Raw genomic sequence first — 21,144 nt, forward strand, 5'->3', positions numbered from 1 at the left:
GAGTCCGGTTCAATACCGTCTTCACACCAGCCAACTAGCTGCGTAATATAAAACTCTAACTTTTAGGGGTCACATCATCGGTGTGGGTGGGCTGTTTTTTTAGTGGATAGGATGCATTCAATTTTTGAATGATAATTTATTTTATTCATAAATAGATTCTACATAATCAATACCTTTAGCTGTAATACTTACAACTGAACTATCACCTGAAATATCTAAATGAATATAGCCAGATGTAACAAGATAATGATAAGCCAAGTGTTTTTCGCTATTTCTTTCCCCATATAACTCATTCGTTTTGACAATCAAACAATTGTTTTGTGTAGGAGAAAAAAATGAAGATTATATAGTTCCTCTAAAATTGCTAGTCTTAATTTCTTTCGCTCTTGTATTGATTTAACATCTATCATATTATCGTCTTCCTTTTCGCAGTGTAATCAAACAGTTATGAAACGACTAGATATTTCCATAGCGCACTACAAAATTATCATTCTTTAAATAACGGTGCAAATTTGTTGTCTTTACAGCTGGGCTGCCGGGTTTTTGTTTGTCGGCAATAGTGCCGAACGAATTAGGTTTAAAATAATTCTGAAAAAACAAACCTCCCCTATTTGAGAATCGTTTACTATATAGGGAAAGGGGTTGAAGCTGTGACCGGTACGAATGAACTAAAAGAATTAATGTTTCAATACACGGAGTATTTAATTCGGCTTGCTTATTATTACGTGAAAGACCTCCAAGCGGCAGAAGATATTGTGCAGGAAGTATTTATAAAGTTTTACGGCAGTCAAAGCAAATATGAAGAACGAGGAGAAGTTAAGGCCTACCTAACAACAATGACGGCTAATAAAAGCAAAGATTATTTGAAAAGCTGGACGTATAGAAAGGTGAAATTGCAAAACAAATTATTCCAAACAGAATCTGCAAGAAAAACAGATGAATTGGTTAGAAAAGATGAAGAAACACTAATTGGAGAAGCAATTCTTCAATTGCCGTTGAAACAACGTGAGGTCCTCATTTACTTTAATTTTGACGAAATGACGATCGCTGCGATTGCAAGTCTTTTGGCCATACCTGATAGTACAGTCAAAACCCGATTGCGACGCGGTAGGGAACTGTTGAAAAATCAGCTAATAGGAATTGAATGGGAGGTACTATTAAATGGATAAATTCATTCCTACTGAAGTGAAGGATGTAACGGAAAATAAAAAAAGGGTTATGCAAAACGTTGTAGATGAAATCCAAAACAGATCAAAAAGACCAAAACATAATTGGAGATATACAGTAATTGCCGCTGTAATAACAATGAGCGCAATGCTTTTTGTATTAAACGAAGTATTGACTGAAAATGACCCGTCTGTAGCCAACCAACCATCTCGAGCGGAACTAGACATAGATTTATCAAAACCTATATTCTCCGAAGAAGAAGGGATATTTTATCTTGATGGAATAACGTTAGGTGACTCCCAATCAAAAGTAATCACAGTTTTTGGTGAGGATTTCACAATCGTGCAAGAGGATGACAGTGAAGAGGACGGCAGTGAGGTAGACGTTGTAATGAATTATGAGGGTCAGGTGAAATTCTATTTTATTGAAGATGAATTAGATTCAATCGTATTTATGAATGTAGATGAAGATTACTTCGACAGATTATTTAATGACTATGGTGGATTTAAATTTATATTTCATTGGTATCTTGATAATGATAATCGTTTATTCTACTCCAAGGAGACTTCCCAACTACTGCATGCATCAACGATGTCGATGGATGGAAACCTATACTTATCCCTATTTCGTGCCGGACCGGATCACTGGGAACAAAAAGCAGAGTATCTATACAGGACGCAACAGAATCTTAAAAATCAACACCCTTCTCCAACCAACACGGAAGTGGATTCCACTAAACCCACATTCACTGAAGAAGAAGGCTACTTCTATCTACTTGGCGTGACAATAGGTGATTCACCATCAAACGTAATTGAACGATTGGGTGATAATTTTATAATCGAGCAGTCTGATATGAGTGAATCTGACTTCTACCTAGATTATGGAGGGGTTGCAAGTTTCGGTTTTTATAACGATAAAGTAAATTCGATTGTATTCAGAAAAGTAGATAAAAGATATGTTGATGAATTATTTAATGATTATGATGGAATTAAAATTGCGTACGAAGATGATACTGATCGTTTTATCTACTCCGAGGAGACGTATCAAGTAATGAAAGCATCAACACAAACACCTAATAAAGACCTTTATTTATATATAGGATATCCTGGCCCGGAATTCTGGGAACATCCAGAAATGAAAGGTATTCCGAATCCTTGGAAACAATAATAAATCATAGATTATCTTTTAATAATAAAAGAGTTAAAGTAAAGGATGAGAGCACATCTCAGTTAGTGGAGTCAGCCTATAGACAGAACAAAAAAACAACCTGCACGTACCGGAAAATCGGTGCGGGTAGGCTGTTTTAAGTCCTATTCAACGGACAATAAGGACATTTCTCTGTATCGGGCAGTTCCTTCAATAAGCAGCAAGTCGTTCGTTTGTAATTAGACATGGCGGCAAGTGGTTCTTCACCCTGCAAATACTGTTTAAAGGGTGAGCGCCTCATATGCGGCTTCCATGTTTCATCTTCCATTAAGAAATCAAGGTCACTTGGTGCAGCAGGACAGTCTTCGTTAAGAAGCATGGAATATATCCATAGCACATAGCCCCATACATTCTCCCAAAGAATCAGCTTGGAAACATGCGCGCGCTTGCCCATATATTCGACGACTGGATGTCCGTATTGCTCAAGAATGAAACGGATCGCTTCGTGTCGGTCATGGACGTCCCCGAATGAGTCAGGCGGAATAGTAAACTGAATCGTCCCGTTTTCGATGAATAAAGAGATGTCCTCCAATTTGCCGGTAAAGAGCAAGTTGAACTTGCTCAGCATATGGAACAGCCCCGTCATGAAGAATCCGTGCCTCCTCATATAAATGGAAGCCGCCACAGCGTCTGTCGGCGATTCGGATAATGCTTTAATTTCCAAAAATAATTTAGTAGTGCTCGCCGTTTCCGACAAAGTTGCTTGTGCGTTCGTGAATGCGTCAGGCTGCCTGTTCAGAAAGATGCCAAACCGTTCTAAAGATGCAATGTGCTCTTCGTTCAGCTTAGGCACCTGTATTGCTCCTTACTTGCTGCACGACGCAGCGTCCACGGCCGAAAGGAACACAATGCGGCGTTCCGAAAAGGGGATCCGTCGACACTTGGCATTCCATGCTGAACACTGCGCGGACGAGATCGCAAGTAATAATATCTTCCGGTCTACCTTGTGCGTATACCCCACCGTCTTTAATGGCGACAATATTATGGGCATAGCGAGAAGCCAAATTCAGATCATGGAGCACCATGACGATCGTGCGGCCTTTTTGTTCATTCAACTCAAACAAAAGGTCTAAAATTTCGATTTGGTGCGTCATGTCAAGATATGTCGTAGGCTCATCCAACAGAATGACATCCGTGTCTTGTGCAAGTGTCATCGCAATCCACGCACGCTGGCGCTGGCCGCCCGATAATGTATCGATTGCCTGGTCACGAAGATCGCTTATTTTTGTCGCTTCCATCGCAGCCTCGACCTTTTTCGTATCTACTTCCGTCCAACGGGAAAGCCACGATTGATGAGGGTAGCGGCCTTGTTTAACAAGGTCATGAACAGTCAATCCTTCAGGTGATACGGGACCTTGTGGGAGGATGCCCATTTTCTTCGCAACATTGCGGGAAGACATCGAATGGATATCTTTCCCCTCCAACAAGACGGAGCCGTCCGAAGGTTTCAACAAACGAGCGATCGAACGAAGCAAAGTGGATTTCCCACAACCGTTGCTTCCGACGAAGACGGTGATTTCACCACGGGGGATTGCCAAATTTAAATTCTCAAAAAGAAGGTGATCTTCATAGCCGATGGACAAGTTTTTCGTATTTATCGTAGGGTGCATGTATAATGCCTCCGTTTCATTCGTAATCCAAAAGAAAGCCGACTCTTATTACTAAGTAGCATACCATATTCTCGTACAATTGAGAATGATAATCATTAATCTATGAAATCACTTTACAAATACCTAACTGACAGATTACACTACTAACTGATAATGATTATCAGTGTGGAGGAGAATATATGAATAAATTCATGAAGACCGTACTTTTGTTAGTACTTAGTGCAGTTCTGTTAGTTGGCTGCTCTTCGAAGAAGAATGAAGATAAAGGACCAGTCAATGAAGCTGAGGGAAGCGTAACAATCACAGGTTCGAACGGTGAAGTGACGCTTGATAAGCCTGCTAAGAAAGTCGTTGTGCTTGAGTGGACATACGCAGAAGATCTGCTTGCGCTTGGCATACAGCCAGCAGGTATGGCGGACATTCAGGAATATCATAATTGGGTGAACATCGACGCGGAATTGAGCGATGATGTCGTTGACGTCGGTGGAAGGCAAGAGCCGAATTTGGAAGCGATCGCTGCAATTGAGCCGGATTTGATCATTGGTGTTAGCTTCCGTCACGATGCAATGCTGAAGGATTTGGAGAAGATTGCTCCGACAGTCATCTTCAATCCATATCCGGAAGACGAGTCCATTGATTTGTACAAGGAAATGACGACGACCTTCAATGAAATCGCGAAGGCTGTAGACAAGACGGATGAAGCTGAAAAAGTGTTGGCGCACTTAGATGAGAAATACGAGGAAGCGAAAGCGGAAATCGATAAAGCAAACTTGAAAACGAAGGATGTCATCTTGACGCTCGCATACACAGGTCCGCAAGCTCCGGAAATCCGTGTATTCACGCCGAACTCCATGGCTTCCCAAATCCTTGAGAAGATCGGTTTGAAAAATGTGCACGTGCCGGATCAGTTTGAAGTATTCGGATCCAGCACATTCAACGTCGAAGGCTTGACGAAATACGAGGATGCGAACTACTTGTATACGGTGCAGGAAGAAGACAATGTATACGAAAAGCAATTGAAAGATAATGCGGTTTGGAAAAACTTGAATTTCGTCAAAGAAGATCGACTATTTAACCTCGGTTCGGATACTTGGTTGTATGGAGGTCCGCTGTCAGCTGAAACATTGTTGAATCAAATCGTCGATACGATGGTCAATAAATAATGGCGAGAAAGGCTACAGGGAAAAGATCGTTGTTCGTTATGATCATCGGTCTTTTCCTGTTGGTCGTTTTATCCTTCATCCATCTGACACAAGGCCAAGCTGATTACACAGTTTCCCAGCTCATGAAGGAAGTTTGGGTGGAGGGGCGCATCCAGGATATCGTGCTTTCACTTCGGCTTCCGCGGTTGGCGATCGGTATTTTAGCGGGTGGTGCGCTCGCTGTGGCGGGTGCTATCTTGCAGACATTGACGAATAACCCGTTGGCGTCTGCAAGCACGCTCGGCATCAATGCCGGTGCGTATTTCTTTGTTGTAGTGTCGATGATTTTCTTTCCAACGTTGCTCGGCGACTTTCCGTTTCTCGTTGCGCTTGCAGGCGCGGTGCTTTCGTCCATCCTTGTCGTCGTTCTGGCAGGGAAGCAGATGGAGCCTGTTCGTGTCGCTTTAACAGGGATGATTATCTCCTTGCTGTTTGCCTCTATGACTGGCTCCTTGCAGCTTTTATTCGAGAATCAGACGAACGGCCTCTTTTTATGGGGATCAGGTACACTTGTACAGTTGAATTGGAGCGGTGTCACATTTGCGGGTCCGATGATCGTTGTCCTGTTCATCCTTGCATTAGGGATTGCGAAGCCGATGGATATTTTGTCGTTAGGTGAAGATGTTGCGTCTTCACTTGGCCAAAATGTACGCTTCATTAAATTGATGGCATGGGCAGCAGCGATTTTGCTTGCGGCAACGACAGTAAGTGTCGTCGGTCCGATCGGATTCATCGGTTTGATGGCTCCGCATATTGTCCGGATGTTAGGCGTCCGTGGCCATTTGCAAATCTTTCTTCAGTCATTCCTATGGGGTGCTGTCATGATGATCGGTGCGGACGTGCTCGGTCGGCTCATCCAGCCCGGACAGGAAGTGCCTGTCGGTGCGATGACAGCATTGGCTGGCGGACCTTGGCTGCTCTATTTAGCTTGGAAAACGGCGAAATCACATACGAAAGGCGATCGCCAAATGGGCGGAACGTTGAAGCCGGTCAAGTTGCCGGTCGTCATTTCAATCGTCGCGGTTTTGATCGTTGCTGTCTTTGCCTTGGCATTTTCCTATAACGGGATGGCCTGGTCGCTTGATTGGATGAAACCAGTCGTCTGGAATTTCCGCGTGCCGCGTGTGCTCACAGCTTTCATTATCGGGGTGCTGCTTGCGCTTGCGGGTGTTTTATTGCAAGGCGTCCTGCGGAATCCATTGGCGGACGCAAGTGTGTTGGGCGTCACCTCGATGGGTGGAGCAGGTGCGATGTTGCTATTGGTCGCAATTCCAGCGATCCCTGTACAGTATATGCCGCTTGGCGCGGTAGTAGGAGCCGCCGTTGCTCTTGGTATCATAATGGTGACAGCGTGGAAAAACAACTTTCAGCCAATGCTCGTCGCTTTGATGGGAATCGCGATCTCGGCATTCGGTTCCGCCGCAACGCAAGTATTTGTTGTGAAGGCGAAATTGGCTGTTGCCGCGGCACTTGTCTGGCTTTCAGGCAGTACGTACGGAAAAGGTTGGGAGGATGTGCAGCTCTCGTTATTGTTTTTCGTTCTACTAATCGGTCCAGCCGTCTATTTAACACGCAGCTTGGATGCGCTGACATTCGGGGATGATGTGGCAGCGGGTCTCGGCTTGTCTGTCAAATCGACGCGTGTCTGGGCGCTTGTCGTTGGGGTGACGATCAGTGCAGCAGGAGTGGCGATTGTCGGAACAATCGGCTTTGTCGGGCTTGTCGCGCCTCATATCGCTCGTAGATTAGTAGGCTTCCGCCATTTGCCGCTGCTTGTCGTTTCAGGCTTGCTAGGCGGTCTGCTCTTAGTGACAGCGGACTTTGTTGGACGCATTCTGATTGCGCCGAAAGACATTCCAAGCGGTCTCGTCGTCGCATTGATTGGAACGCCGTATTTATTGTATTTATTAAGGAAAATGAAATGACACAGCCACACGCTCATTTGCATAAGAGCGTGTGGCTGTTTTTACGTTGGTGGTATACTATAGTATACCTATTAAACATCGAAAGAGGCGCAATTATGTCCAAAGCGGATTGGAATATGAAAACATTCATGAAAGGTGCGTCGATATTGACGATATCGGCGATCATCGTCAAATTGCTGGCGGCGGTATACCGGATTCCATTTCAAAACCTTGTCGGGGATAAAGGGTTTTTCATCTACCAGCAAGTGTATCCGTTCATCGGTATTTTCATCGTGTGGACATCGTATGGCTTTGCGGTGGCGGTTTCGAAGTTGCTCGCGGGTAGCACAAGCAGTGGGGAATCGAGGGCGATAAAGCGGGTCGCCTTTCTCTACTTGGCCGGATTGTCATTATCGTTTTTCGTCATTCTCATGACGTTCGCTCCGTTTTTCGCGCAGGCGATGGGAGATCCTGGACTTGTTTCACTTCTGCGTGCAGGTGCTTATATCGTGCTCGTCATGCCGATGCTTGCAGTATTGAAAGGTTCATTCCAATCGGAAGGGCAGATGACGCCTGTTGCCGTTTCAAATGTCGGTGAGCAAGTGTTTCGTGTCGCGGTTATTCTCATTGGCACGTGGCTCGCTGTACGGGCAGGTGCTTCGCTTTACACAGCCGGTGAAGTGGCAATGTGGGGTGCAGTCGTTGGGGAGACGGCGGGAGTTGTCATACTAGCTCTCTATTACCGGAATGCATTCAAAGGACCACTTTTGAAAATAGATACGTGGCGGGTCGTGAAGGAATTGACGTTCGTCAGTTTGAGCGTCAGTGCGAGCTCGCTTATCTTGCTGTTATTCCAGCTTGCTGATTCGTTCACTGTATATAATATTCTTCTTGCGGAAGGATTCATGTCGGACGCAGCCATGGAGCTAAAAGGTGTGTATGACCGTGGGCAGCCGCTCGTCCAGATGGGGATTTTGATTGCATCGACGTTGGCGCTTGCGATCGTCCCGCTTATTGCGCATCATGCAGCGAAAAAGGAAGGACGAGGCGCGGAGCCGTTCATACAGCTCACGTTCCGGACGGCGTTTTTATTCGGGTGGGCAGCTGCCATCGGGCTTGCGTTCGTCCTTCCATACGTGAATGAAATGCTGTTTGAGACGCGGAATGGCTCTGTTGCATTGATTATATTTGCGTTTCAAATCTTTTGGTTGTCGCTTATCTTGCCGTTGACCGCAATATTGCAAGGAGCTGGCAAAGTGAAAATCCCTACGCTGTTGCTTTTAGGTGGTCTTGTCGTGAAAATAGTTGCGAATCAATTAATAGTCCCTCTCTACGACGTAACAGGCGCAGCGATTGCCGGAAATATCGGCTTTGCAGCGATATCGGTTGGGCTACTGTTTTATTTCAAATCTGTATGGCCGATTAGGCTTGCTCCTATTCGTTTTTATGGCTGGCTCTTCCTAGCGACACTAGCGATGGCGGCGGTTATCTTCCCGTGGATGCTTGCGGCGGATCGGATTTTATTCGACAACGTCTCATCTCGAATTGGAGCGACGTTGACGGCACTAACAGCTGTTGCTTTAGGAGCGGGCGTTTTCCTAGTCGTTGTCATGAAATCACGTATAATGGCGGAGAAGGAATGGTATTTGCTGCCGTTCGGAAAAAGGTTGGCCCGTGTACAATTAATTCTCAATAAAAATAGAAGGTGAATGGATGAATACAATTACGATTATCGGCCTTGGCGCCGGGGATCTTGACCAGCTGTCCCTTGGAACATATCGAAAGCTGAAGGAGGCTGAGTTCGTCGTTGCGAGGACGGACCAGCATCCGGCGATTGTGGAATTAAGGGCGGAAGGAATGGCAATAGAGAGCTTCGATGACGTCTACATTGAAAATGATGCATTTGAGCAAGTGTATGAAGAAATTACGGAGAAAGTAGTGTCGATGGCAAAAGACAGAGCAGTTACATATGTCGTGCCAGGGCATCCGCTTGTAGCAGAACGCACCGTGCAATTATTAATTGAAAAAGAACGTGCTGGAATTGTGCAACTTGAAATCGCGGGGGGCAACAGCTTCCTCGATCCGATTTTTGCAGCGCTCCGGATCGATCCGATTGAAGGATTCCAACTGCTCGATGGCACGGATATGAAACGTGATGACGTGATGATGACGCAGCACGTGCTAATCGGCCAAGTGTATGATGCGTTTATCGCTTCCGAAGTGAAGCTGTCGCTCATGGAGAAGTATGCGTACGATCATCCGGTGACGATTGTGACAGCGGCAGGCTCTTCATTGGAAAAGCTTCGGACGGTGCCATTATTCGAGTTGGACCGTGAGACGGAAATCGATAATTTGACGACCGTTTATGTACCTCCGGTTATGGAGCGTGAAGGTCGACTGAAGGAATGGTCGACATTCCGGGAAATTATCGCTGCATTGCGTGCTCCTGATGGCTGCCCGTGGGACCGCGAGCAAACTCATGAATCGCTGAAACGATATTTGATTGAGGAAACGCATGAGTTGCTCGAAGCAATTGACCAGGGGGACGATGAAGGAATCATCGAGGAATTGGGAGATGTGCTGCTGCAAGTGTTCTTGCATGCGCAAATCGGCGAGGACGACGGCTATTTTGCAATGGAAGACGTCTTGCAGTCGGTCGGAGATAAAATGATCCGCCGCCATCCGCATGTGTTCGGCGATCGAAACGTGGAAAATTCGGATGAGGTCTTGAAAAACTGGCAGGAAATTAAGAAGACAGAAAAGCCGCAAGCTGAATCGCTCTTGGATGGACAAGCACGTCATAGTTCGTCGCTGCTCACTTCTTTTAATTACCAAAAGGAAGCAGCAAAAGTCGGTTTCGATTGGCCGGATATTACAGGGGCTTTCGATAAATTTGAGGAAGAATGGCAGGAATTCAAGGACGAAGTGGCGAATGGAACGAAGCAGAGCCAGACAGACGAACTTGGCGACGTCCTATTTACATTGGTCAACTTGTCGAGGTTCTTGAAACTGTCTCCAGAGGAAGCGATGGCTCATGCCAATGAGAAATTCAAACGGCGCTTTTCGTTCGTCGAACAGAGCGTAAATAACGGCAGAGGAGAATTCTCCGCTTATACGCTAGATGAATTAGAAGAATTTTGGCAACAGGCGAAAGGGGAAGAAAAGAAATGAGATTAGATAAATTTTTGAAAGTGTCACGTCTGATCAAACGGCGGACATTGGCGAAGCAAGTGGCCGACCAAGGTCGGATTACGATTAACGGAAAAGTGTCGAAAGCCTCGTCGGTCGTGAAACTGGGCGATGAACTTGCTATCCGATTTGGCCAAAAAATCGTAACAGCAAAAGTTGAAATGTTGAAGGAATCGACAAAGAAAGAAGACGCTGCGTCAATGTTCACGATTGTGAAAGAAGAGAAGCTTGAAAAGGTTGAACTTGAGTTTATTGACGATGAAGATTGAGAGCATGACAGGAATTTTTCCTGTCATGTTTTTTTATGCGCCCGCATAAGATGGCAGTGAACGTACAAGCAAAGGGAGGAATAGTATGCAAATCCAGACGGATAACCCAACATACGCAATCCCATCGGGCGATCATGTCGTCACGATGAGGAACCGAAAAAGAATGGATCTTACATCTGTAAAAACAATCGACCGGTTCGACCAAGAGGAGTTCATCATCCGGACATCACAAGGAGTATTAGTAATTCGTGGGGAGGAGCTGCGTATCGTCCATTTGGATGTAGATAAAGGGCTTCTTACTTTAGAAGGCACGATTAGCACGATGCAATACGACGAAGAAGATGCAAGTTCGCGTGGTTTCCTCCATAAATTATTTGGATGAGCCTCTCCGTCCAGTTTCTTAGTCTTCTTGCAATGATTGGGACAGGCATCGGGGCCGGGGTATTCATGGACTTGATCGGAACGGGCGTAGATGCGACCGGCAAGAGATCGATCATCCGGAAGTACGCGGTCCCTTTGGAAGTAATCGGATGGATTCTGATTGGATGTGCATCATTCTACGTTCTTTTCATTGTCCGGGATGGAGCGTGGAGGATGTACGATCCGGTCGCACAAATCTGCGGCTTGCTTCTATACGCTTCGGTTTTTCATCGGCCTTTCAGGTTTCTTGGAAGGATCCTGAATATGCTGATCATTAAACCGATATGGTTCATCATCAGTCTTGTGGCAAAAATTATTAGCCAAGTGTTCAAGCTGCTCGTCAAAATTACGAGAATACTCCTTACTCCATTTATCTATCTTTATAATAAAGTCTCTGAATCTCTCTTTAAATCTGATGAGATATGATGTATAATTACTAGACTTATCGGATTTCGTAAAGTGATGAGAGGGAGTGCAGGACATGGAGCAAAGGAAAAGGAAATCATCCACGACCGTTGCATCGATTGAAACTGAATATATCCGCTCGTTGCGTAAAAAAGAAATTTGGAGAAACAAGCAGAAAAAGCGGCTCCAACGAAAAATGTTCCTCTATGCATTGATCGCTTTCGTAGTACTCGGCGGATTGACGAATATGTATATTCAGCAACAGCAGACGCTACAGGAGAAGGAACAGCGAAAAGTGGAAACGCTCGCCAAGTTGGAAGAAGTGAAGGAAGAGCAAGATCTTCTGAAAAAACAGCTTGTAAAATTAGACGATGATGACTATATTGCCAAGCTTGCACGGAAAGAATATTTCTTATCAGATAAAAATGAAATCATCTTTACAGTTCCTGAAAACAAGAAGAAAAAAGACGAAAAAGATGACGGAAAAGAGTAGTCTTATTGACACTCTTTTTTTGTTGGCTATAATGAAAGTAAGGATCTTGCACTTGCAGGACTCGCCATTTGGTAAAAAGGCTTCTGAAAAGCGGCCGTTTAAATCTTAAGGAGGAGCATTTTTTTTATGTCAATTGAAGTAGGCAGCAAGTTACAGGGGAAAGTTACAGGGATCACAAACTTCGGTGCGTTCGTTGAACTGCCGAACGGTTCAACTGGTCTGGTCCATATTAGTGAAGTAGCGGACAATTATGTGAAGGATATCAATGACCACCTAAAAGTAGGCGATATGGTTGAAGTGAAAGTGATGAATGTCGGCACTGACGGAAAAATCGGGTTATCGATCAGAAAAGCGAAACCGGAAGCTGAACGTCCTCAACGCCCTCAACGTCCTCGTCACAGCGGTGGCCGTCCTAGCCATAACGAGCGTCCGGAGAATTTTGAGCAAAAGATGGCTAAATTCATGAAAGACAGTGAAGAACGCCTTTCAACTTTGAAAAGAGCAACAGAATCTAAACGCGGTGGCCGTGGCGCAAGAAGAGGGTAACTTGCTGGCTGTTTCAATTAGTGGAAATGAATCTCTTATGAGCGATCTAGCATCTATTTAAGATGTTGGATCGCTTTTTTGTTTACGATGTTTTAGAAATGAGAACTTTATCGGCTTAAACGAAAAGTTTTCAGAATGAACGAGAAGTTCTTTAGCTGAAACGAGAACTTATTGGGGTTTAATGAGAAGTCATTGCGTCTTTACGAGAACTCAGTGGGGTTTAATGAGAAGTATTGGGTAGAGTAAGAGAACTTTCCTAACCGGATCAAAGGAATTCCCTTGTATTTGGTCGAAATAATAATGAAAAAGGGGGCTGAATTGGAATGAACGAAATTATGAACAAACTTCGAAAGTATTTGGAATGGGCAGATTCATTGCACTCATTGACTGAACAACAGGCGAATGCACCTTACCAGGAAGGAAAATGGTCGCCGAAGGAGATTCTTATGCATATGGCGGAATGGGACAAGTTTACTTTGGAGAATCGGCTACATCGAATGAAAGAATCAGAGAAGCTTGAGGATGTGGAGTGGGGGCCCTTTAATGACAGGGCTGCAAATCTCGCAAACGAATACTCCTTTGACGAAGTGATCGCAATGGCAAAACAGCATCGGCAGCAAATTATAGAATGGCTTGAAGGTTTGGATGAAACGGAATGGACGAAGCCATTCAACATTGGGGAGCATGTTCTGACATTAAAGGAATATTTCTCAGATTTTGTTTGGCATGATACGCATCATAAGGAACAAATCGAGTCGATTCGATAAGTTTGGAAGTGTGTCAATGAGTTGTGCATCATTAGGAGAGTCTTGCGCGTGTAAGTAAGTTTCTGAGGATTTTTAGGGGTTTATGCGTTTTTCGGTATAAAAAAAGTTGACCTGTCAAATTGACAGGTCAACTTTTTCGATTATAGCGGCGGAGGGGGTCGAACCCACGACCTTACGGGTATGAACCGTACGCTCTAGCCAGCTGAGCTACGCCGCCATGTTGTTCAATTGTTTCTGAACGACAATAATCATAATACATGGCTCGACGGTGTCTGTCAACCTTTCGTTGGAAAATAGAAAAAGACTTCGGAACGAGTCGAAAGTTTTTTTGAGCCGCTTGTCAGGAACAGACAAATTCTTTGGCTCGACCTATGTATACTCAGGGACAAGTAGACATAGGGGGAATGTGGAGATGAAGATGATAGGCAATCTTGAAAGACCGGTGGGCCAGCAGATTCGTCAGGTGTTCGACACTGTGGGGAAGCGGAAGATGTATGTATTGGTGGCAGCGTTCTTTTTACTGAGTACGTTTTTCTTGTCGCAAGCTGTTCTGTTTGACGCCGCGGTTCCTTTTTTCTTGCCAATTTGGGCGTTAGCGCAGATGCGCTTCAGGAATCATCTCATTTATGTATTCATCGGGGGAATTGCAGGAGGGGCTTTCCTAGGGGTGGGACAAGCAGTGATCCATCTTATGCAATTGCTGTTGTTCAATGTAGTGAGCAAGCATCCTTTTATGAGGAAGTCCATTCCATTGACAGTTGCTGGGACGATCATTGTCGTTCAGTTTCTTTGGCAGTTTGTTATGAATAGCGGACATACGCCGGTCGATGTGCAATTGACCATTGGCTTCGAAGCGATATTAGCACTGTTCATGACGTTTTTCCTTTTCGTCGCTTTTCCTCACCGGGAGCGCATCTTTTTTGGCCAATGGTCACCGGAACGTCTTGGAGCGGTATGCATTGTAGGGATTATGGCGACGACGGGAATGGGCAATCTTATGGTCGGCCCGATTTCGATTTCAGGATTGCTTCTTCATCTGACCATTTTGCTCGCAGCTCTAGCCGGCGGTCTTCCTTTTTCCACTTCGATTGCAATGATGATTGCGGCGATTGCTGGAATTGCGGAATTATCGTTTACCGGCATGATGGCTGTGTATGGAATGACGGGCTTTTTTGCAGGTGCTTTACGCCGGCTAGGGAAATTAGGCATTGCAACAGGCGGCTTTGCAGTATCCGTTTTCTTCCTGTTATATGACTTTACTTTGCCGCTTGATAATTCCCATTTCTTTACGATTGGCTTAGCTACTCTATTATTTTTCTTCATCCCGACAAAAAAAGTGGAGCCGCTTAGTCGAATGATTACACCTAGCGGTCAGCAGGATATTTCAGTGAAGCGGCAACAATGGCTGACCGATCGTCTAGATGAGCAATTATCCGATTTTCAGCAGTTTGCCGAATTTATGTCCAATCTTGTAAATGATCGTTTCTCTTCAGATGATGGACATGCTGCACAGAACATCCCGTCGATTTGTCAGTCATGTTTTAGATATTCAAAATGCTGGGAGGGAAATGAGGAAGGGATGGCTCGTCTGCTTTATGAGTGGGAAGGGACCTATTCAGCAACTAAGAAAGCGGCACGCCATCGCGTCGAAGAGAGGATTAAATATAAATGCGTCCGCTCTGCGGGTTTGATCACCGAACTGGAAGAGTCGGCTTCCAACCATCTTCTAATGGGGCAGCTTCAGCATGGGCGGAAAATGTTAGCGTTGCAATTGAGGGATATGAGCAATCATTTAGAAAAAATCATGAATGATATTAAGGGCGATTTGTCAGTTAACCATCTTGCAGAGGAGGAATTGGGGAAGCATTTGCAGTCACAGGAAATCGAATATTATCAGATTGATATTTTATCAGAAGAGAAGGGAGCTTATCGAATCGTCATTTCAATTCCAGAAAGACGTTCGGATTTCGAAACAGATACTACAGTGGCAGAACGTCTCATCTTGCCGCTTTTAGAGGAGGTCTATCGCGAACCATTTAAAGTGGAGAAGACTGTCGTGCTGCAAGATCCTTTCCCGCATATTCAAATCATGCTTTGCTCAGCTGTCCGTTTTTCCTTGGAATATGGAGTAATGGCGACGGCTGGCGGAGGGACATTCCATGCTGGTGATGCTTATGAAGTGTTCCCTATCCACGATGGTCTCACCGCTGTTCTACTGTCGGACGGAATGGGTCATGATATGAATGCTTATCGGGAAAGCCGGAAAGTGATCCGCCTTATGCGAGAATGCCTGGACCGCAAAATGGATCCGGAAACAGCAATGCATACATTGCATTATATGATGTCGTTGAATGGGCTGGATGACATGTATGCGACGTTGGATTTGGCGTTGATCGACTTGCAAGATGGACGGCTATGGTCTTGGAAAGCGGGGTCGATGAGTACGTATATTAAGCGTGGCCAAGATTTCCTCCGACTTGACAGTAAATCGGTACCTGTCGGATTCCTTCCTTCGTTTTCCGTGGAAGCGACAAATGAAGAGTTAAAATCAGGCGATATTATCGTCATGTTGACGGACGGCGTGTTTAGTGGATCGATTTCGATGGAAAAGCAGGAAGATGCAATCTATGGAATATTGGAAAAGTACGAGCATCTTGCCTGTGAGCCGCTAGCAGACCGCATTATGTCTGAAATGGAGAGGAGATTTGGCGTTGTAGCGGATGACAGAACAGTATTGATAATGAAAGTTGAACATGTATTACCGAAATGGACGACAATAAAGCCTACAAATCGATTTATTTCCCGGGAAAAAGTTATGGGGTAAAATAGGGGGAGACGAAAATTCAACATCATGGAGGGGCGGAATATGCAGGCGTTTGAGAGGAAAATCATTGATTTCATTCAGAGAGAGAGTTTGCTGTCCTCCGGTCGAAGAGTCCTTATTGCTTGCTCGGGAGGAGTAGATTCTGTAGCACTTTTGCTTTTTATGACTATATTCCGCGAGAAATTGGGGATTGAAGTGGCTGCTGTCCATGTCGATCATATGCTTCGCGGAAAAGAGTCAGCAGATGACGGCAAGTTCGTGAAGGGAATTTGTGATAAGCTTAGAATTCCTTTTTTCGGAGGGAATGTGCCTGTACCCTCCATCTTGAATGAGGAAGGCGGAAATGTGCAGGACGTCTGCAGGGCTGGAAGATATGAATTTTTTAAAAATGTGATGATGGCGGAGTGCTACGATGTATTGGCAACCGCCCATCATGCCGAAGACCAATTGGAGACAGTGCTAATGCAATTATCCAAGGGAAGCGCCCCCCTCGGCATCCCGGTGAGCCGAAGAGTCGATGGCGGGAACGTTATTAGACCGTTTCTTCCTGCAATGAAAGAAGAGCTTCGAATGTATGTGAAGCAACATGGAGAGCAATTTAGGGAAGACCCAAGCAATGAAAGCGACGCCTATTTACGGAACCGGCTCCGCCATCGTGTAGCGCCGGCCATTTTGTCTGAAAATCCTTCTGCAGCACTGAATGTCGTTAAAATGACAACAAGCTTGCAGGAGGATGAAATGCTGTTGAACAGCTTGGCGAAAGAGCGTTTTGCATCCATTGTGACGTTCACCGAAGATGGGCTTCCGACCTTTCCATCCGATATGTTCATATCCATGCACACTGCTTTACAAAAGCGCTTCATTCCACTACTATTGAATTATCTTTACTATGGGGAAACGACGCAGGTAGAATATAACACGGCACTTTTGAATCAATTGCATCACCATCTTTCCACAAGTGCCGGAAACATGACAATTGACCTTCCAAAAGGATACCGATTTGTAAGAGAGTACGGTACGGTTTCGATTGTAAAGAATGTGGAAGCTCCGGACAATTCGATTCAAATGTTGCGAAAAGGTGAATGGATAAGTTGGGGAGATATGCTGTTGTATTGGAACGATGCGGACGCCTGTGACGTGGAAGCTGTCGAATCGATGTATTTCGATTTACCTGAATCCGAGTTGCCTCTTTATGTGAGGGGCAGAAAAGACGGGGATCGCATATTGCTTCCGGGCATGGCGCAACCGAAACGCTTGTCCAGATTGTTCATTGACGAAAAAATCGGCGCTGAAAAACGGCGGATATTGCCGATTGTCACAACTGCACACGGTGAAATTTGCGCCATTCCTGGCGTACGATATGGCATCCAGTTCAAGAATCGAAAAAATGAACGGGAAAAGTACATATTCAAAATGAAAGTAAAGTAAAATTTCAAAGGAAAAGAGAGGGAACTCGATGTTGCAAAACGATATTGAAGAAGTGCTCATCACAGAAGAACAGATCCAGGAGAAAATTGCGGAGCTTGGTGCTGTCCTGACAGCTGATTACCAAGATAAATTCCCGCTTGCGATCGGTGTCCTAAAAGGGGCATTGCCTTTCATGAGCGACTTGATCAAACGGATCGATGCGTATATCGAATTAGATTTCATGGATGTATCAAGCTATGGAAATGCGACAGTGTCTTCTGGAGAAGTGAAAATCGTAAAGGACTTGAATACAAGTGTTGAAGGCCGGGACGTCTTGATCATCGAAGACATTATCGATAGCGGTAAGACATTGAATTATTTAGTTGACCTTTTCAAATACCGGAAAGCGAAATCCATTAAAATTGTTACGTTGCTTGACAAACCAACGGGTCGAAAAGTGGATTTAAAAGCGGATTATGTCGGATTCCTTGTGCCGGATGCGTTTGTTGTCGGGTATGGGCTTGATTACGCAGAAAAATATAGGAACTTGCCTTATATCGGTGTATTGAAAAAGGAAATCTACTCTTTCTGAAAGCTTTTCAACAAACCTTTACAAGGGGCGGTGGAAAGCTTTTTCCATATTCCGTCCGAAGTTGGCATACTATCATCTACGATTGTGGAGCCCTAAATCTATGCGGTTGAAAGATAATTCCGTTTTTCAAGCATGTAAGAAAGGCTTTTCCTTTGTAGGTTGAATCTGTTATATGATAAGATTTACAATAGTTTTCTGTTGAAAGAAATGAGGAGGCTTGGGATGAATCGTATACTTCGATACTTTCTATTATACGGATTGATCTTCCTTGCAATTATGGGGATTTTCAGTTCACTAAATAATCCAAACCCGAAAACGAAAGAGATTCGGTATGATCAATTTTACGAAGCATTGAAAAAAGGCGATGTTGAATCCATGTCACTTCAGCCGGTTCGTAACGTTCTGACCGTTGAAGGTACGTTGAAGGGCTATGAAGAGGGAGAGAAATTCACGACGAATGTCCTGATGAACGACGAGGCCATCATCGGTGAATTACAGACGCTTGGAACAACGAGCAACCCTGAAATCCAAATTCTACCTGCACCAGAAACAAGTGCATGGGTAGCCTTCTTCACAGGATTAGTTCCTTTCATCATCATCATCATCCTATTCTTCTTCCTCTTGAATCAAGCACAAGGCGGCGGTGGCGGCCGAGTGATGAATTTCGGAAAAAGTAAGGCGAAGCTCCATTCCGATGACCGCAAAAAAGTCAGATTCACTGATGTTGCGGGTGCAGATGAAGAGAAAGCCGAGCTTGAAGAAGTTGTGGATTTCTTAAAAGATTCCCGTAAATTTGCTGAACTTGGAGCGCGTATTCCAAAAGGAATCCTTTTGGTTGGACCTCCTGGTACAGGTAAGACGCTTTTGGCACGTGCGGTTGCCGGTGAAGCCGGTGTTCCGTTCTTCTCGATTTCCGGTTCGGATTTCGTTGAAATGTTTGTAGGGGTCGGTGCATCCCGTGTCCGCGACTTGTTTGAAAACGCGAAAAAGAATGCGCCATGTATTATTTTCATTGATGAAATTGATGCAGTCGGACGTCAACGGGGCGCTGGTCTCGGAGGCGGACATGACGAACGTGAACAAACATTGAACCAGCTCTTAGTCGAAATGGATGGATTTGATGGTAACGAAGGAAATATCATTGTTGCCGCTACGAACCGTCCGGATATCCTTGACCCGGCGCTTCTTCGTCCAGGACGTTTCGACCGTCAGATTACAGTCGGTCGTCCGGATGTCAAAGGCCGTGAAGCAGTTCTGAAAGTGCATGCGCGTAACAAGCCGCTTGACGAATCAGTCAATATGAAAGCTCTTGCGCAACGTACTCCGGGATTCTCGGGTGCTGACTTGGAGAACTTATTGAACGAAGCTGCATTAGTGGCAGCTAGACGTGGAAAAGCGAAAATCGACATGGCAGATATCGATGAAGCGACAGACCGCGTTATTGCGGGACCAGCTAAAACGAGTCGTGTCATTTCCGAAAAGGAAAAGAACATCGTTGCATTCCACGAAGCGGGTCACGTCGTTGTTGGACTCATGTTGGATGACGCAGAAATCGTCCATAAAGTGACGATCGTCCCTCGCGGCCAGGCCGGCGGATACGCGGTTATGTTGCCGAAAGAGGACCGTTACTTCATGACGAAGCCTGAACTTCTCGACAAAATCGCCGGACTCCTTGGAGGCCGCGTGGCGGAAGAGGTTGTCCTTGGGGAAGTTTCCACTGGAGCGCATAACGACTTCCAACGCGCTACAGGTATTGCACGTTCTATGGTAACGGAATACGGTATGAGCGATAAGCTCGGTCCGATGCAATTTGGCCAGGCGCAAGGCGGCAACGTCTTCCTTGGCAGAGACTTTAATTCCGAACAGAACTACTCTGACTCGATTGCATACGAAATCGACCAAGAAATGCAGCGCATCATCAAGGAACAATATGATCGCACTAAAAAGATTCTGACGGAGAATCGCAACTTGCTCGACTTGATTGCTACGACGCTTCTTGATGTGGAAACATTGGATGCAGAGCAGATCAATCACTTGAAAGACCACGGCACATTGCCGGAGCGTTCATATGATCAAAACGGAAATGGCTCACAACAGAAATCGGATGACACCGTCGCTGAGAATGATAAAGACACTGTGCATTCGGATTCGACAGGTGCGCCTGCAGATCCATCCATCGGAGATTTGCCGAAAGAGAATGGTGGAGAGCAATCTCTTCCATCGATCGATGAACATAGAAGAGATTGACGTTACAGCTCAATTTTAAAAGACAACATTCCAGTCGACTGCTTTTTAAGGCAGTCGACTGTTTTTATTTATGCCTGTTATGTTATGATGTTTTGGAAAATGACGAATGTTAGCGAGGAAAAGAATATGATCTTAGTATTGGATACAGGTAATACGAATATCGTTCTTGGCGTTTATGATAAAGGTGAGTTGAAACATCATTGGCGCATGGAAACGTACAGGCAAAGAACGGAAGATGAATACGCCATGTCCGTGAAAGCGCTGTTTACCCATGCTGGTCTCAGTTTTGAAGATATAAATGGCATTATCATTTCCTCTGTCGTTCCGCCGGTCATGTTCCCGCTGGAACAGATGTGCAGAAAGTATTTCAACTTGCGTCCGCTCATCGTTGGTCCTGGCGTCAAAACAGGATTGAATATAAAATATGAAAATCCGCGCGAAGTTGGTGCGGACCGTATCGTCAATGCGGTTGCAGCTATTCACGACTATGGATCTCCGCTGATTATCGTCGATTTTGGAACTGCGACGACATTCTGTTATGTGAATGAAAAGGGCGAGTATATGGGAGGTTCAATTGCGCCGGGCATCGGCATCTCCATGGAAGCCTTATTTGATCGGGCATCCAAATTGCCGCGTGTTGAATTGACGCGGCCGGATGATATTATTGGCAAAAACACTGTTTCTGCGATGCAGGCCGGAATTGTTTTCGGATATGTTGGTCTTGTCGAAGGTATTGTCGGCAGGATGAAAGCACAAAGTAAGGTGGAGCCGACTGTTATTGCGACAGGTGGACTTGCCGAATTAATTGCCAGTGAAACACAAGTTATTGACATCGTAGATAATTTCCTTACGTTGAAAGGACTTCATTTGATTTATGAAAGAAATGTTTGAAGGGA

At 45.1% G+C, this 21,144-nt stretch carries 19 protein-coding genes and 1 tRNA gene; 17 read left to right on the plus strand and 3 right to left on the minus strand.

Annotated features, from left to right (window positions below):
* Window positions 1-650: 650 nt before the first annotated feature.
* Both ACR65H_RS17980 and ACR65H_RS17985 read left to right on the plus strand, forming a co-directional pair.
* The gene (locus ACR65H_RS17980; RefSeq protein ID WP_440502267.1) at window positions 651-1,169 is read left to right on the plus strand and encodes a sigma-70 family RNA polymerase sigma factor; all 519 of its coding nucleotides are present in this window, start codon (window positions 651-653) and stop codon (window positions 1,167-1,169) included.
* The gene (locus ACR65H_RS17985) at window positions 1,162-2,334 is read left to right on the plus strand and encodes a hypothetical protein (protein WP_440502269.1); all 1,173 of its coding nucleotides are present in this window, start codon (window positions 1,162-1,164) and stop codon (window positions 2,332-2,334) included. Before ACR65H_RS17980 ends, ACR65H_RS17985 begins: the two co-directional genes overlap by 8 nt.
* Before the next feature lie 136 nt (window positions 2,335-2,470).
* On the opposite strand, the gene ACR65H_RS17990 is transcribed toward ACR65H_RS17985, so the two are convergent.
* Window positions 2,471-3,166, minus strand: a complete 696-nt coding sequence (locus ACR65H_RS17990; RefSeq protein ID WP_440502271.1) for a hypothetical protein — start codon at window positions 3,164-3,166, stop codon at window positions 2,471-2,473.
* Window positions 3,159-3,983 carry an ABC transporter ATP-binding protein gene (locus tag ACR65H_RS17995; RefSeq protein ID WP_440502273.1) on the minus strand — a complete coding sequence of 275 codons (825 nt, stop codon included), beginning with the start codon at window positions 3,981-3,983 and terminating at the stop codon, window positions 3,159-3,161. Before ACR65H_RS17995 ends, ACR65H_RS17990 begins: the two co-directional genes overlap by 8 nt.
* Before the next feature lie 179 nt (window positions 3,984-4,162).
* On the opposite strand from ACR65H_RS17995, the gene ACR65H_RS18000 reads away from it, so the two are divergent.
* The 10 genes from ACR65H_RS18000 (at window position 4,163) to ACR65H_RS18045 (ending at window position 13,178) form a co-directional block, all read left to right on the plus strand.
* Window positions 4,163-5,146 (plus strand): ABC transporter substrate-binding protein, encoded by a 984-nt coding sequence (locus tag ACR65H_RS18000; RefSeq protein ID WP_440502275.1) that lies wholly within the window; start codon window positions 4,163-4,165, stop codon window positions 5,144-5,146.
* Entirely contained in the window at window positions 5,146-7,110 is a 1,965-nt protein-coding gene (locus tag ACR65H_RS18005) for an iron ABC transporter permease (RefSeq protein WP_440502276.1), read from the plus strand. Before ACR65H_RS18000 ends, ACR65H_RS18005 begins: the two co-directional genes overlap by 1 nt.
* 95 nt (window positions 7,111-7,205) lie before the next feature.
* Window positions 7,206-8,798: a putative polysaccharide biosynthesis protein gene (locus ACR65H_RS18010; RefSeq protein WP_440502279.1), complete on the plus strand. Its 1,593-nt coding sequence runs from the start codon at window positions 7,206-7,208 to the stop codon at window positions 8,796-8,798.
* Window positions 8,799-8,802: 4 nt separating this feature from the next.
* Window positions 8,803-10,260, plus strand: a complete 1,458-nt coding sequence (yabN, locus tag ACR65H_RS18015; RefSeq protein ID WP_440502281.1) for a bifunctional methyltransferase/pyrophosphohydrolase YabN — start codon at window positions 8,803-8,805, stop codon at window positions 10,258-10,260.
* Window positions 10,257-10,547 carry an RNA-binding S4 domain-containing protein gene (locus ACR65H_RS18020; protein WP_440502282.1) on the plus strand — a complete coding sequence of 97 codons (291 nt, stop codon included), beginning with the start codon at window positions 10,257-10,259 and terminating at the stop codon, window positions 10,545-10,547. The genes yabN and ACR65H_RS18020 overlap by 4 nt, the downstream gene beginning before the upstream one ends.
* A gap of 85 nt (window positions 10,548-10,632) precedes the next feature.
* Window positions 10,633-10,929, plus strand: a complete 297-nt coding sequence (yabP, locus tag ACR65H_RS18025; protein WP_440502284.1) for a sporulation protein YabP — start codon at window positions 10,633-10,635, stop codon at window positions 10,927-10,929.
* A complete protein-coding gene (gene yabQ, locus ACR65H_RS18030; protein ID WP_440502285.1) occupies window positions 10,926-11,393 on the plus strand; it encodes a spore cortex biosynthesis protein YabQ in 468 nt (155 codons plus the stop codon). The genes yabP and yabQ overlap by 4 nt, the downstream gene beginning before the upstream one ends.
* A 55-nt stretch (window positions 11,394-11,448) precedes the next feature.
* Complete coding sequence (locus ACR65H_RS18035; protein ID WP_440502287.1) at window positions 11,449-11,865, plus strand: FtsB family cell division protein; 417 nt, start codon at window positions 11,449-11,451, stop codon at window positions 11,863-11,865.
* A gap of 126 nt (window positions 11,866-11,991) precedes the next feature.
* Window positions 11,992-12,411: a S1 domain-containing RNA-binding protein gene (locus ACR65H_RS18040; protein ID WP_060204384.1), complete on the plus strand. Its 420-nt coding sequence runs from the start codon at window positions 11,992-11,994 to the stop codon at window positions 12,409-12,411.
* A gap of 323 nt (window positions 12,412-12,734) precedes the next feature.
* A complete protein-coding gene (locus tag ACR65H_RS18045; RefSeq protein WP_440502289.1) occupies window positions 12,735-13,178 on the plus strand; it encodes a DinB family protein in 444 nt (147 codons plus the stop codon).
* Between the two features lie 143 nt (window positions 13,179-13,321).
* Here the strand turns inward: ACR65H_RS18045 and ACR65H_RS18050 are convergent.
* A tRNA-Met gene (locus ACR65H_RS18050) sits at window positions 13,322-13,395 on the minus strand.
* A 195-nt stretch (window positions 13,396-13,590) separates the two neighbouring features.
* Between ACR65H_RS18050 and ACR65H_RS18055 the strand changes: the two genes are divergently transcribed.
* The 5 genes from ACR65H_RS18055 (at window position 13,591) to ACR65H_RS18075 (ending at window position 21,139) form a co-directional block, all read left to right on the plus strand.
* Window positions 13,591-16,002 (plus strand): SpoIIE family protein phosphatase, encoded by a 2,412-nt coding sequence (locus ACR65H_RS18055; protein WP_440502291.1) that lies wholly within the window; start codon window positions 13,591-13,593, stop codon window positions 16,000-16,002.
* A gap of 42 nt (window positions 16,003-16,044) precedes the next feature.
* Window positions 16,045-17,430 carry a tRNA lysidine(34) synthetase TilS gene (gene tilS, locus ACR65H_RS18060; protein WP_440502292.1) on the plus strand — a complete coding sequence of 462 codons (1,386 nt, stop codon included), beginning with the start codon at window positions 16,045-16,047 and terminating at the stop codon, window positions 17,428-17,430.
* 28 nt (window positions 17,431-17,458) lie between these two features.
* Entirely contained in the window at window positions 17,459-18,001 is a 543-nt protein-coding gene (gene hpt / locus ACR65H_RS18065; RefSeq protein WP_440502294.1) for a hypoxanthine phosphoribosyltransferase, read from the plus strand.
* A gap of 222 nt (window positions 18,002-18,223) precedes the next feature.
* Window positions 18,224-20,248: an ATP-dependent zinc metalloprotease FtsH gene (ftsH, locus tag ACR65H_RS18070; RefSeq protein WP_440502296.1), complete on the plus strand. Its 2,025-nt coding sequence runs from the start codon at window positions 18,224-18,226 to the stop codon at window positions 20,246-20,248.
* Between the two features lie 126 nt (window positions 20,249-20,374).
* Window positions 20,375-21,139 (plus strand): type III pantothenate kinase, encoded by a 765-nt coding sequence (locus tag ACR65H_RS18075; protein ID WP_440502298.1) that lies wholly within the window; start codon window positions 20,375-20,377, stop codon window positions 21,137-21,139.
* The last annotated feature ends 5 nt before the right edge of the window (window positions 21,140-21,144 follow it).

The sequence above is a fragment of the Sporosarcina sp. SAFN-015 genome, from assembly GCF_059415085.1.